We start from the raw sequence: 14712 nt of genomic DNA, 5'->3' as shown, positions 1-14712 counted from the left end.
TAAGTGCCTTTTATCGATATTTAAGATATAAAGAGATTAGAATTGGTAAATTAAACCAACACCTAACACATCTTTAGTACCTGGTTTAGATGCGTTATGATCTTCATGTTTATCGTAGTAGCTATCTGTAGTAAAGTTTTCAGCACCGATATCTTTCTTCTTAAGAAGATTGAATTTATATTCTACAATAGCACTAAAGTTTTTATTTACAGCATACTCAGCACCTAAAGATACATATTTAACTAAATTTCTACCAAAATCGTCATCATTATGGTGGAAGTTTCTACCACTTACTTTATGTTGAACATATGCTAAAGATGGAGTTAAACGACCAACTTCTAAATCAAAACCATACTGAGCAACTAACTCAAAACCTTTGGTTTTGTCATCATAAACATCTTTAAATTGACTTTTATGTTTAGATTGGAAGTAGCTAGCAGCTAAATAAAGGTTATAGTTATCATATTTGATACCAGTAGCCCAAGTTTTAGTTTTGCCTGGAGCCTCAAACGCCCAACTATCATAATCATTAGAGTCTGATCTAGAATTTGAACCTGCAGTTTGTGCATAACCACCACCAACAGTTAAGCCTGTATCAAAGATTTTCCATTGAGCAACTGCACCATAGGCTTCTTTTGTTTTAGATTCTTTAACACGATCTTTAGTTGCTGAATTATCACCGTTGTCAGCATATTGGATAGCAAAGCTTAAATCATCACTTAAACCAAAGAAGTTGTTGTTACGATAAGTTGCAACAGCTTTAGTACGTTCAGTTAACACGTTCCAAGCATTATTTCCAGCATCACCACCAAATTGTGGTAAAACGTCTGTATAAGCAGTGATTGTTTTTAATACACCATCATTACGACCATAATCAAATGAACCTAAATCACCAAAGTTTAAACCTGCAAATGCATAACGAACTTCATTTTTAGAGTCTTTACCTGCTTTTGCTTCATATTCCCAACGGCCATAACCAGTAATGCTGTCAGTGATTTGAGTTTGACCAGACATACCAAAACGAGCTGATGTATCATCACCTTCTTCAGTATTTCCACGATTAGTAATATTGTTAGCTGCTTTAACTCGACCGTTAAAATCAACTTTATTACCGTCTTTGTTCCATACTTCGATAGAAGCATTTGCACCAGCTGCTACTAAAAGAGCAGGGATAGCGATTGCTAATAGATTACGTTTCATTTCTTACCCTCATGGTTATTTCTATAAAAAGACACGCCTTTTGGTTGTGTCAATTTTTACAATGATTATTCATCCAAAAATAATGTTTATAACTAACGTTTTTAACTATTATTTTCATCTTACTTTTTACAGTACTGTAAATTATGTATAAAAATTTATTAAAATCAAGTGAACTTTTCGTTAAACGTGATGTCTAAGCTTAAAATAACGTCTGTTTGATTATTTTTTAATCGTTTGTAAAGTTTTGTTAATATTAGATTTGCTATCAACTGACTAAAAGTCAGTTGATAATATGCTCAAATTTTAGAAATTTGCGTTACGTGGAGTTCTAGGGAAAGGAATAACATCACGAACATTCTGAACACCAGTAACGTAAACAATTAGACGTTCAAAACCTAATCCAAAACCTGAGTGAGGTACAGTACCATAACGACGTAAATCACGGTACCACCAATAATCCTCTTTTTTAAGGCCTAATTCATCCATACGTTTATCTAACATATCCAAACGTTCTTCACGTTGTGAACCACCTATGATTTCACCAATCCCTGGGGCTAATACATCCATTGCCGCAACAGTTTTACCATCATCATTCATACGCATATAAAACGCTTTAATATCTTTAGGATAATTTTTAACAACAACTGGCGCTTTAAAATATTGTTCAGCTAAATAACGTTCATGTTCAGATGCCAAATCAATACCCCAACTTACTGGATTTTCAAATTTAGCATCACAGTTTTGTAAGATAGTAATAGCATCAGTGTAGTCCAATTGGGCAAAATCAGCATTAATAAAGCTTTCAAGACGATTAATAGCATCTTTATCAATATGCTGTGCGAAAAACTGCATATCATCAGCTCGTTTTTCAAGTACTGTTTTAAAGACATACTTCAACATATCTTCAGCAAGTTTGGCATTATCGTTAAGATCAGCAAACGCCACTTCTGGCTCCATCATCCAAAATTCAGCTAAATGGCGTGTAGTATTTGAGTTTTCAGCTCTAAAAGTAGGACCAAAGGTATAGACTTTTGAAAGTGCACATGCATAAGTTTCTGCATTAAGTTGCCCAGAAACAGTTAAAAAAGCTTCTTTACCAAAAAAGTCTTTATCAAAATCAACCTTACCATTATCTGTTTTAGGTAGATTTAACATATCCAGTGTTGAAACTCGGAACATTTCACCGGCACCTTCTGTATCAGAGGCAGTAATAATTGGTGTTGAAAGCCAGAAAAAACCTCGTTCATCAAAAAACTGGTGAATAGCTTGCGCTAAGGTGTGTCGTACACGAGTAATCGCACCAACAATATTAGTTCTTGCGCGTAAATGAGCAACTTCACGAAGATATTCTATTGAGTGACGTTTAGCCGCCATTGGATAAGTTTCAGGATCATCAACAAAACCATAAACTTCGACTTGCGTTGCTTGTAGTTCATATTTTTGTCCTTGACCTGGAGATTCAACAACTTTACCCGTCACTTTTACTGAACAACCAGCAGTTAAACGCAAAATATCTTGATCATAATTTGGTAACTCTTTTTCAATTACCGCTTGAATTGGATCAAAACAAGAACCATCATACACAGCCAAAAAAGAGATACCGGCCTTAGAATCACGGCGAGTTCTTACCCAACCTTGAACTGAAATGGTGCTACCAACAGCAATTTTACCTTGTAGCACGTCAACAATAGGAGCAACAGAATTCATTTTAATTATCCATCTCTATTTATTATTTATATAGTAAGTAATATTAAAAGTAATATATAAGCTGAATTTTAATACTCATTAAAGTATTATCAAAAATTGATAATACAGATTATTTATAAGACTATATCACTTTGTTTAATTATTAATATTAATCATCAATATGACTATTAATGATTGACTTTAAACGTTCTTTTTAATTCATCAATAAAAGCCAAATCTTGTGAAATTGTTTTACCAGGACTATCAGATAATTTAGCTACAGCTTGATTATTACATTCCGTTAGTTTTAATACAATGTTTAACGATTTGGTATTTACTTCTGTAGACGGAATATCACAAGCAAGAAAACCACCGATACCAAAGGATAATTTCACTCGATGATTAAAGTGTCGATAAATTTTCAGCGCTTTATCAAAGTTTAGACTATCAGAGAACACCAGTAATTTTGTTTTAGGATCAATTCCTAATTGCTGATAATGGCTAATCGCTTTTTCACCCCATTCAATCGGATCGCCCGAATCATGGCGTAGTCCTTGATAATGAGATGCAAAATAGTAGTCAAAATCACGTAAAAAAGCATCCATAGTAATACAATCTGTCAACGCAACGCCCAGATCATCAGGGTATTCGTCTAACCAAACTTGCAAGGCCGTTTTTTGGCAATCATGCAAGTTAGGGCTTAAACGCTGATGGGCTTGGAACCATTCATGGGCTTGAGTGCCAACTGGAGTTAACCCTAGACGATATGCCAATAAATAATTACTAGTACTATGAAAATTGCGGAAATGGTTTTGCAAATAACTTACAACAGCCTCTTGGACAGCAAAAGAGTAACGTCTTCGTGTACCAAAATCTAGCAAATTAAAACCAGACATATCAAGATCATTAGTTTGCTCATCAAATCTGGCTAATTTATCTTTAAGTCTTGCTAATGCTTGTTCAACACCAATATTTGGCGAACGATCTTTATGAACTATTTCGCTAATAACCGCCAGCAATGGCACTTCCCACAAAATAACATCAACCCATTTGCCTTCAATTTGAATCACCAGCAAACCATCTTCGTTTTTAATGGTTAACAACTGACTATTAAAACGCCAGTTTTTTAACCAGTTTAAATAATCAGATTTAAAAAAGGTAATACCAGATAAATAGGCGAACTCATCATCGGTAAGTGTTAAAGACTCCATTAATTTAACTTGATGAGCAATTTGATCGGCATATTGACCAAGTAGATCATCACTACGACAGCGAAACTGAGCAACGACAGTCGCGTCAGGATAATGATGAAAAACGGCCTGCTGCATATGCAACTTATAAGCATCAGTATCTAATATTGATGTAATTATTGCGGGTAACATGTCTATCTATTATCAGTTCTTTAAAGAAAATTCTGATGATTATAGCAGAATAATAATTAAGATATAAATTAATTATCTAATAAGATTATTTTTAATAGGCTATAATAGTTCATATAGACATTTTGGTAAAATTAATCGAAATTCATTCCAAAATGATAAATAAATATAATTCATTCTATTTTAGAAGAATAATCATAGATACTGATGGGTATTAACCCCGTTTTGATTAATTTGAATACATAATTAGCACACCACTTACAAAGGTATATAAACATGAGTACAACGACAACTGATATACAACCGACTGCTAAATATCGTCATGACTATAAAACACCAGACTTTACTATTACTGACATCGATCTTGATTTCGATTTAGCGGCAGAAACAACGACAGTTATCGCCCGTAGTCATATTATCAAAAAAAATTCTCAAGCTAACGATTTAGTATTAGATGGCGAAGAACTTAAATTAGTTTCAGTAAATATTGATGAACAACCATGGTCTGATTATCAAATCACAAAAACGGGATTAACGGTTAATAATGTTCCTTCTGAATTTACCTTAACTATTGTTAATCAAATTAAGCCTATCGATAATACAGCACTTGAAGGATTATATGTTTCTGGTGATGCACTATGCACGCAATGTGAAGCTGAAGGTTTCCGCCACATTACTTACTACCTCGATAGACCAGATGTTCTAGCACGATTTTCAACTAGAATTACCGCTAACAAACAACAATATCCTTACTTATTATCTAATGGTAATCGCATTGCACAAGGGGAACTTTCCGACGGTAGACACTGGGTGCAATGGCAAGATCCATTTCCTAAACCAGCTTATTTATTCGCATTAGTAGCTGGTGATTTTGATATTTTAAAAGATCACTTTATCACTCGTTCTAATCGAAAAATTGATCTTGAAATTTATGTCGATAAAGGCAATTTAGATCGTTCACAATGGGCGATGACCAGTTTAAAAAATGCCATGCGCTGGGATGAAAGCCGTTTTGATTTAGAATATGATTTAGATATCTTTATGATTGTAGCAGTTGATTTTTTCAATATGGGAGCAATGGAAAATAAAGGCCTTAACATTTTCAATTCTAAATATGTCCTTGCTAAACCACAAACTGCCACTGATGATGATTATATCGGTATTGAATCAGTAATTGGTCACGAATATTTTCATAATTGGACCGGTAACCGAGTCACTTGTCGTGATTGGTTCCAACTTAGCCTAAAAGAAGGATTAACAGTATTTAGAGATCAAGAATTCACTTCTGATCAAGGACTCAGATCGGTCAAACGGATTGCTGATGTCAAACTGTTACGCACCGTACAATTTGCTGAAGATGCAAGCCCGATGTCTCATCCTATTCGTCCCGAACAAGTGATTGAAATGAATAATTTCTACACAGTTACCGTATACGAAAAAGGTGCAGAAGTGATTCGTATGATGCATACATTATTAGGTGAAGCTAACTTTCAGGCTGGTATGAAACTTTATTTCGAACGCCATGATGGTAGTGCAGCAACCTGTGATGACTTTGTTGCAGCTATGCAAGATGCATCGGGAATTGATTTAACTCAGTTTAAATTATGGTACAGTCAATCAGGTACACCAGTATTAACAGTAACGGACAGCTATAATCCACAAAATCAACAATATACCTTAACAGTTGAGCAACATACGCCAGCAACGCAAGATCAAAGTCAAAAACAGGCACTACATATTCCATTAGATATCGAACTTTATCAGCAAAATGGTGATGTAATTGCATTGCAATATCAAAATAAACCTATTCATCACGTACTAAATGTAACCCAATCCAGACAAGAATTTGTTTTTGATCATGTTTCAGAAAAACCAATTGTTTCACTATTAAGAGATTTTTCAGCTCCAGTAAAACTCAATTACAATTATCAAGATCACGATCTTATATTCTTAATGCAACATGCCAGCAATGCTTTTAGTCGTTACGATGCAGCGCAAATGTTATTAGCAAAATATGTGCGTATGAATGTAAATAATTATCATCAGAATTTATCAATGACAATTCCTGAGCCAGTATTAGATGCTTTTAGAGGAATATTACTATCAGATACCGCTGAACCAGCACTTATCGCACAAATACTGACTTTACCTTCGGAAAATGAATTGGCAAATCTATTTGATATCGTTGATCCGATGGCTATTTATCAAGTTCGTCAATTCTTATTAGGTATCTTTGCTAATGAACTCTATGATGAACTAACTGCGGTTTATCATCATAATCAAACTGCACAATATCAGATTGAACATGCTGACATTGGTAAACGCATGTTGAAAAACTGCTGTTTATCATTATTAGCTTATGCTGACGATAAATCGCTAGCGAATACTTTAGTTGAACAACAATATCAACAAGCCAATAATATGACAGATTCATTAGCGGCGCTTACCACAGCAGTAAAAGCGCAATTAACATGTCGACATACATTACTCTCCGATTTCGATGATAAATGGTATCAAGATGGTTTAGTAATGGATAAGTGGTTGGCTTTAAATGCGACAAGTCCAGAGCAAAATGTATTATCAACAGTGAAAAAATTGCTTAATCATCGCTCTTTTTCACTCAATAATCCAAATCGAATAAGAAGTCTAATTGGTGCTTTTGTTAACAATAACCCTGTTGCTTTTCATGCTGAAGATGGCAGTGGCTACCATTTCTTAGTTGAAATATTAATGGAACTAAACCAGAAAAATCCACAAGTGGCATCAAGACTTATTGATCCACTTATTCGATTAAAACGTTATGACGAAAATCGTCAGAAAAAAATGACAGCTGCTTTAGAAAGCTTATTAAAATTAGATAACTTATCTAAAGATCTCTATGAAAAAATCACTAAAGCGTTAGCTGCATAATAAATTAACAGCATTATAAGGAGCAAAATCCCACCTTGTCATTGATCAATAAGATTCAGTTAAGGTGGGATTTTTAATTAAACAACAGTAAATTTGCTGCCAAAAACCCTGTTCCTCAAAATTTTTGCTGAAATTAAAATGAGTTTAAAAAATGACAATGATAAAAGAAATTAGCCCATTACAACTAAAACAAAAAATTGAGAGTAAAGCACCACTCTATTTACTTGATGTCCGAGAAGCTAATGAAGTCGCCATTTGTATGCTTGACGGCGCCAATCATATTCCAATGAATTTAATACCACTTTATTTAGATAAAATTCCTGACGAAGTAGATATTGTGATTTATTGCCATCATGGCGTAAGAAGCCTCAATGTAGCTAACTATTTGGTCGAAAATGGTTTTGATAGTGATTTTCTATATAATTTAACTGGTGGCATTGACGCATGGGCACAACTCATTGATACCAGTATGCCTAAATATTAAATAGCCCGTATTTAAACGGGCAAACTTATTATTCTTGTGGCATGACCCAATAACCATTTTGGTTGTGTTCTTTCATATATTCTTTAAATTGCTGCGACTGATAAATACGTTTTATATCTTTTGCCCACTGGCTATTTTCATTACCACCATTAACCACCACCATAATTTCTAAATCAGGGATAATTGTTTCTGATAACAGCGCTTTTTTCGAATCTATATTGGCAGAATAAACAATACTTCCAGGAATAACGGCAAAGTCTAACTCATTTAAGACTCTAGGAATATTGGCAGAATCCATTTCAATAATATCTACACCAGCAATATTTTCGGCAATATCATTTTTGCTAACAATAATTGGATTAGTATTTGGTTTTAACTTAATCCAACCGGCTTTTTCCAATAAATTATATGAGCGAGCCGCATTTGAGGCATCTTGAGGAATACCAATTTTAGCACCAGAAAAGACATTTTTGATTGAAGTATATTTATTCGAAAATATTGCTGCAGGTACTGAAGGTACATGCACTACCGGTTTTAAATTAGCTTTACGTTGACTATTAAAGACATCCATATAAGCAGTATGTTGAGCAACAGTTAAATCAATACTTCCTTCGCTTAATGCTACATCAGATTCTAATAAATGCGGAAAATTAACTAATTTAACTTTATAACCTTCAGCTTCAAGTATTGGTTTAACAGCATCTTTGAACAGATCATTATATGGCCCTGGTGATACGCCCATACTGATTTCTTTTTTAGTTTGATTATCAACCTTAGATGATGAGTTATCACATGCGCTAATTAAAAAAATAGAACTAAATAATGCCAATAGTGCAACATTGTTAACAAATTTTTGTTTGATAAAACTTATTTTCATTTGAACTATCCTCAGTGAAATGTAAATTTAACAAACACTCTAACATACAAATAACAATTCATTTATTCCATGTACTTCTATCTTATAACTTTTTGGAATAAGTTATAAAAAACGATTATTAGAGCAAAAAAGTCAGCTGTGCTACCGTAAAAGTATCAAAAATTGATAGCTATTGGATATGCCATGACTGACACGATTGCCCCTATTGTTGAGCAACTTTTTCTTGATTTACATAAAAATCCAGAACTTTCCAATCAAGAATTTGAAACAACAAAAAAGTTAAGAACTTGCCTAGAACAAGCTAACATTCGTATTTTAGAACTGGGGGCAAAAACTGGTGTTATCGCCGAAATTGGCTCAGGAAGCCCAGTTGTTGCCTTACGAGCAGATATTGACGCCCTACCCATAGATGAACAATCTGACTGTCAATACCGTTCAACCAAACAAGGCATTATGCATGCTTGTGGTCATGACTTGCATACATCTGTGTTAATGGGAGCTGCTTATTTATTAAAAGCCAATGAACAGCAACTAAAAGGAACAGTTCGGTTTCTTTTTCAGCCAGCCGAAGAAAATTTTAGTGGCGCGTTACATTTTATCGAAATTGGTGCACTCAATGGTGTTGATGCTATTTTTGGTATGCATAATAATCCTAACTTAACCATTAACCAAATGGCTTCACGAGCAGGCCCATTTTCGGCTAATGTAGATCGTATTGAAATTACGGTAAAGGGAATTGGAGCACACGCTGCAAGACCTGAATCAGGTATTGATCCAATTGTCATTGGTGCACAGATTGTTAATGCGATACAAACAATTTCCAGTCGTACCATAAGTGGGCTCGACCCAGTAGTGGTTAGCATTACCAAATTCTTAGGTGGAAACACTTGGAATGTGATCCCTGAAATAGTTGAAATGGAAGGTACCGTAAGGACACTTACCCCCGATATAAGGCTAAAGGTCAAGCAACAACTAACCAACATTGTCGAAAATATTGCCTTTAGTATGGGTGCTGAAGCCGAGTTAAGATGGTTTGATGGACCACCATCAATTATAAACGTGGCTAAATGGGTCGATTTTTGCCAAAACATTGCTAAACAAGAAGGTTATGAGGTTGTTGACTTTCAACCACAACTCGGCGGTGAAGATTTTGCTCACTACTTACATCATGTTCCCGGTGCATTTATCAATCTTGGCTCGCAAAGCCCCTATGCACTACACCATCCTAAATTTTTAGTTAATCGCAATATGATAATGCCAGCAGCTAATTATCTCGCAAATCTTGCGCAACTCGGATTGATTGAATTAGCCAAACATTGATAGGTATAACATAATGATAAAATTTGAAAATGTATCGAAACAATATGAACGCAATGGAATTACGACTCAAGCATTACAAAACATCAATTTAACCATCCAAAAAGGCGATATTTACGGCATTATTGGTTATAGTGGCGCAGGAAAAAGTACATTAGTACGTCTTATAAATTTTCTGGAAAAACCGACACAAGGCAATGTTATTATTCAAAACCAATCATTAAATCAATTATCAAATCCACAACTACGGCAAGTACGTCGTAAAATTGGTATGATTTTTCAGCATTTCAATCTACTTGAATCGAAAACTGTATATGAAAACATTGCTATCCCTTTAGTATTAATCAAAAAAGACAAACAAGCGATTAAACAAAAAGTCTACGAACTGCTTGAGTTTGTTGGCTTAAGTGATAAAGCTCATAGCTACCCTAAAGAGTTATCAGGAGGCCAAAAACAACGTATTGGCATTGCCCGAGCTTTGGCCAATGATCCCGATATTTTACTTTGTGATGAAGCTACATCAGCACTCGATCCGCAAACCACGCAATCGATTTTGGAGTTAATCAAAAAAATTAATGATCAATATAAAATTACAGTGGTATTAATTACCCATGAAATGCATGTTATAGAACAGGTTTGTCATAAAGTCGCGGTGATGGAAAAAGGTAAAATTATCGAACATGGCAATGTACTTGATGTGTTTGGTCATCCCAAACATAAAACCACACAAAATTTTGTTAGCTCAGTAATTAATGATCAAATCCCAGCGGGAGTGGTTGAAAATCTCTTAGAGATAGAGGGAGATAAAAATAATATAAAATTGTTTAAGCTTGAATTTCTGGGTCGTTCAGCCTCAGAACCTGTTATGAATTCGTTAATATTACAACAAAAAATTGTCGTCAATATTTTGTTTGCCCATATGTCAGAAATTGAAAAAACTGTATTGGGCAGCATGTTTGTTCAACTAAAAGGTAGTGATAGTAATATCGAACAATCGGTACATTTTCTTCGTGAACATGGGGTAAACGTTACAGAAATCCAACATTGGGAGAGCAACTAATGGAAATAGTAAATGATATTATAAATTATTTAAGCACAACTTTTGCAACCAACGTAACTAGTGCACAATTTGCTCAAGCATCTTATGAAACTTTGTATATGGTAGTTTTTGCTTTAACATTAGGATCATTAATTGGCGTTCCATTAGGTATTTGTTTAGTCACTACTCGACCGTCTGGATTGCTTGAAAATAAAAAGATTTATCAGATAATTAATCCAATTATCAATCTTGTTCGCTCATTACCTTTTATTATCTTACTAGTAGCAATTCTACCATTAACCAAATTAATAGTTGGTAGTTCAATAGGCACAACAGCAGCAATTGTGCCATTAACCTTCTATGTCGCACCATATATTTCTCGATTAGTCGAAAACTCATTGCTCGATGTAAATAGTGGTATTATTGAAGCAGCTGAATCAATGGGCGCAACGCCAATACAAATTATTTGGCATTTTATGCTACCAGAGGCATTTAGCTCTTTAATTTTAACCCTAACTACTGCGACAATTGGTTTAATTGGTGCAACTGCGATGGCTGGAGCCATCGGTGCTGGTGGTATTGGTGATCTAGCCGTTTCATACGGTTATCAACGATTCGATACAACGGTTACCTACATTTGTGTCGTGATTTTAGTTATTGCAATTCAGTTTGTACAAAGTACTGGTAATTATTTGGCTCGTAAAGCTCGACATGAGTAATAACAACAACCAATAATAAATTGATAATAGTGGGTACTCTAATAACAGTACCACTATGAAATTTAAATAAAGCTCCAATTACGTAAACTAACATTAAGTTTTTAAGATAAAGTATTAGCATAAAAAGATGAACAATAAAATTCCTTATGTTTTATACTTATTATTGCTAAAATTACCAATTCATTTAACGCATTTGTTTATTTACAATAATCAAGTAGAATACTCAAAATTCAATTATAGTAGTGTAGGAACTCATTGTGACTGACACATTACAGCAAAATTTGGTCGAAATTCACGATATGTCTTTTTATCGTGGTACTCGGCCTATTTACAAAAATATGAACCTAACGGTACCCAAAGGCAAAGTCACCGCTATCATGGGGCCATCAGGCATAGGTAAAACTACGCTATTAAGACTTATTGGTGGGCAATTAAAACCACAAGCTGGTCAAATTTTATTTGATGGTGAAGATGTTCCTAGTATGACACGCTCACGGCTATATGAAGTCCGTAAACGCATGAGCATGCTATTTCAATCAGGTGCATTATTCACTGACTTATCGGTATTTGATAATGTTGCTTATCCATTACGTGAGCATCTAAATTTACCTGAGCCAGTTTTACATAATTTAGTCTTGATGAAACTACAATCAGTAGGCCTTCGTGGCGCTGCCAATATGATGCCTTCCGAATTATCTGGAGGTATGGCTCGGCGTGCCGCGTTAGCCAGAGCTATCGCTCTCGATCCGGATCTCATTATGTTTGATGAACCATTCGCTGGACAGGATCCGATATCAATGGGAGTGATCGTTAAGCTTATTGCTGAACTCAATCAATCGCTTGGCTTAACCTGTATTGTAGTTAGCCATGATGTTAATGAAGTGTTAAGTATTGCTGACTATGCATACATTGTTGCTGAACAACATATTATTGCTGGTGGAACGTCTCAAGAATTGCGTAATAATGATGATCTACGCGTTAAACAATTCCTTGAAGGTTTAGCCGATGGTCCAGTACCATTTCATTATCCGGCTGTTGATTACAAATTAGACCTAAGTAGAGGTGCAAACTAATGTTGAACTTAATTGCAAAACTTGGGCAATCAATAATTAATATTATTGCTATGTTAGGCCGCTCAGGAGTTATGCTATTTGGTGCACTTATCGGTAAACCTCAATTTAGCAAACAATTTCCATTACTTGTTAAACAATTTTATTTTGTCGGTGTACAATCGCTTTCCATTATTATCGTATCAGGTCTATTTATAGGTATGGTACTGGCATTACAAGGTTATTTTATTTTAACTACCTTTGGTGCCGAAGCAAGTTTAGGGATGCTAGTTGCCCTTGCGCTATTACGAGAGCTTGGTCCTGTAGTTGCTGGATTACTTTTTGCCGGCCGAGCTGGTTCAGCCCTAACTGCCGAAATTGGATTGATGAAGGCCACTGAACAATTGTCAAGTATGGAGATGATGGCGATCGATCCATTAAGAAGAATTATTGCTCCACGGTTTTGGGCAGGATTTTTCTGTATGCCTTTTTTAACCGCAATTTTTGTCGCTGTTGGTATTTTAGGCGGTGTATTAGTCGGTGTTGATTGGAAAGGTATTGATGCTGGATTTTTTTGGTCTTCTATTCAAAGTAATGTCGATTGGTGGCACGATTTAGGCAATTGTTTTATAAAAAGCTTTGCTTTTGCAATCGCTAGTACATGGATTGCATTATTTAATGGTTATGATTGCGTACCAACATCAGAAGGAATCAGTCGGGCAACAACCAACACTGTTGTCTATTCATCATTAGTTATTTTGGGGTTAGATTTTATTTTAACCGCATTAATGTTTAGTAATTGAGGTCATTAAACATGAGTCGTAAAGTTGAAATTACAGTAGGATTATTTATGGTACTGGTGATCTGCTCAGTACTCTTTTTATGCTTTAGAGTTACTGATCCAACATCTTTTGCTAGTCATAATTCTTACCGTGTTTATGCAGTATTTGATAATATTGGTGGATTAAAGGTAAGATCACCAATTAAAATTGGTGGGGTAGTAATTGGTCGTGTCAGTAATATTAGTTTAAAATCAGATAATGGTGATGTTTATAAACCTTATGTTACTATGGATCTCGATTCCCAATACGATAAAATTCCGAGTTCTAGTTCACTTTCTATCAAAACTTCAGGCCTATTAGGTGAACAATTCATTGATATTAATTTTGGGTTAGATCAAAACATTGAACAGGAATTAGATGCTTTAGATGCAGAAGATGCCACTGCACCAACCAATAATAATGTCAACAAGAAGCCTGTTTATCTTATAGACGGTTATGTGATTAACAATACTAAACCAGCAATGGTTATTGAAGATTTAATTGGACAGTTTTTATATAGTGCTGGTGGATCGTCAGATAAAGACAAAAAACAAGATACTAACGAAAGTAAGGAGTAATTATGTTAACCAGATTGAAACAAAGTTTATTTTTAATACTTGCATTAATGATAAGTACAGCAGCGTTTGCAGAAAATGACCCATATAAAGATATGCAAGTTGCAGCAGACAAAATTTTTAGCACTATGAAAGCGCAATCAGCGACGCTTAAATCAAATCCAAATAAACTTAAAGATATTGTCAGAGCTGACTTACTACCTTATGTACAAGTTAAATATGCTGGTGCACTCATTTTAGGTAATGCGTATAAAACGGCAACTGACACACAACGTACGGCTTATTTCAAAGCTTTCGAAAACTATCTAGTTCAAGCCTTTGCCCAGGCACTTTCAATGTATAACGGTCAATCTTATCAAGTTGAAACCTCAAAAGATTTAACCGGTAAATCGTTAATTTCTATCCGCGTATTACTAAATCAACCAGATAAAAATCAACAACCGTTACGAATTGATTTCCAATGGCGAAAAAATACCGTAACTGGTGAATGGAAAGCTTATGATTTAATAGCTGAAGGCGTAAGTATGATTACAACCAAACAAAATGAATGGTCAACAATTTTACGCCAAGATGGAATTGATGCATTAACTAAACAGTTAAATGATCTATCTAATCGCAATATTGATCCAAACGCTAAACAAAAAGGTTAGTTCATC

At 34.8% G+C, this 14712-nt stretch carries 13 protein-coding genes; 9 read left to right on the top strand and 4 right to left on the bottom strand.

Annotated elements, in window-relative coordinates; all coding sequences use genetic code 11:
- Nucleotides 1–36: 36 nt before the first annotated feature.
- The 3 genes from RAM17_RS04115 to pncB form a co-directional block, all read right to left on the bottom strand.
- Nucleotides 37–1200 (bottom strand): porin, encoded by a 1164-nt coding sequence (locus RAM17_RS04115; protein WP_110448414.1) that lies wholly within the window; start codon nt 1198–1200, stop codon nt 37–39.
- Nucleotides 1201–1503: 303 nt separating this feature from the next.
- A complete protein-coding gene (asnS, locus tag RAM17_RS04110; RefSeq protein ID WP_110448415.1) occupies nt 1504–2907 on the bottom strand; it encodes an asparagine--tRNA ligase in 1404 nt (467 codons plus the stop codon).
- Nucleotides 2908–3074: 167 nt separating this feature from the next.
- Nucleotides 3075–4268, bottom strand: a complete 1194-nt coding sequence (gene pncB, locus RAM17_RS04105) for a nicotinate phosphoribosyltransferase (protein WP_110448416.1) — start codon at nt 4266–4268, stop codon at nt 3075–3077.
- A 273-nt stretch (nt 4269–4541) separates the two neighbouring features.
- Between pncB and pepN the strand changes: the two genes are divergently transcribed.
- The gene (gene pepN / locus RAM17_RS04100) at nt 4542–7175 is read left to right on the top strand and encodes an aminopeptidase N (protein ID WP_110448417.1); all 2634 of its coding nucleotides are present in this window, start codon (nt 4542–4544) and stop codon (nt 7173–7175) included.
- A gap of 151 nt (nt 7176–7326) precedes the next feature.
- Nucleotides 7327–7659, top strand: coding sequence for a rhodanese-like domain-containing protein (locus RAM17_RS04095; RefSeq protein ID WP_081298763.1), 333 nt, complete (start codon nt 7327–7329; stop codon nt 7657–7659).
- A gap of 28 nt (nt 7660–7687) precedes the next feature.
- On the opposite strand, the gene RAM17_RS04090 is transcribed toward RAM17_RS04095, so the two are convergent.
- Nucleotides 7688–8536: a MetQ/NlpA family ABC transporter substrate-binding protein gene (locus RAM17_RS04090; protein WP_110448418.1), complete on the bottom strand. Its 849-nt coding sequence runs from the start codon at nt 8534–8536 to the stop codon at nt 7688–7690.
- A 183-nt stretch (nt 8537–8719) separates the two neighbouring features.
- Between RAM17_RS04090 and RAM17_RS04085 the strand changes: the two genes are divergently transcribed.
- The 7 genes from RAM17_RS04085 (at nt 8720) to mlaC (ending at nt 14706) form a co-directional block, all read left to right on the top strand.
- Nucleotides 8720–9856, top strand: a complete 1137-nt coding sequence (locus RAM17_RS04085; RefSeq protein ID WP_110448419.1) for an amidohydrolase — start codon at nt 8720–8722, stop codon at nt 9854–9856.
- A 13-nt stretch (nt 9857–9869) separates the two neighbouring features.
- Nucleotides 9870–10913: a methionine ABC transporter ATP-binding protein gene (locus RAM17_RS04080; RefSeq protein WP_110448420.1), complete on the top strand. Its 1044-nt coding sequence runs from the start codon at nt 9870–9872 to the stop codon at nt 10911–10913.
- Between the two features lie 98 nt (nt 10914–11011).
- Nucleotides 11012–11611, top strand: coding sequence for a methionine ABC transporter permease (locus tag RAM17_RS04075; RefSeq protein WP_363317459.1), 600 nt, complete (start codon nt 11012–11014; stop codon nt 11609–11611).
- 299 nt (nt 11612–11910) lie between these two features.
- Nucleotides 11911–12684: a phospholipid ABC transporter ATP-binding protein MlaF gene (gene mlaF, locus RAM17_RS04070; RefSeq protein ID WP_198222287.1), complete on the top strand. Its 774-nt coding sequence runs from the start codon at nt 11911–11913 to the stop codon at nt 12682–12684.
- Nucleotides 12684–13463 (top strand): lipid asymmetry maintenance ABC transporter permease subunit MlaE, encoded by a 780-nt coding sequence (gene mlaE / locus RAM17_RS04065; protein WP_086362848.1) that lies wholly within the window; start codon nt 12684–12686, stop codon nt 13461–13463. Before mlaF ends, mlaE begins: the two co-directional genes overlap by 1 nt.
- Nucleotides 13464–13474: 11 nt before the next feature.
- Nucleotides 13475–14059, top strand: coding sequence for an outer membrane lipid asymmetry maintenance protein MlaD (mlaD, locus tag RAM17_RS04060; RefSeq protein WP_110448421.1), 585 nt, complete (start codon nt 13475–13477; stop codon nt 14057–14059).
- 2 nt (nt 14060–14061) lie between these two features.
- Nucleotides 14062–14706, top strand: a complete 645-nt coding sequence (gene mlaC, locus RAM17_RS04055) for a phospholipid-binding protein MlaC (RefSeq protein WP_110448422.1) — start codon at nt 14062–14064, stop codon at nt 14704–14706.
- Nucleotides 14707–14712 lie beyond the last annotated feature (6 nt).

Source organism: Gilliamella apis, from assembly GCF_030758615.1.
GTDB classification, from domain to species: Bacteria; Pseudomonadota; Gammaproteobacteria; order Enterobacterales; family Orbaceae; genus Gilliamella; species Gilliamella apis_A.
This window is presented reverse-complemented; position numbering and strand designations above follow the sequence as displayed.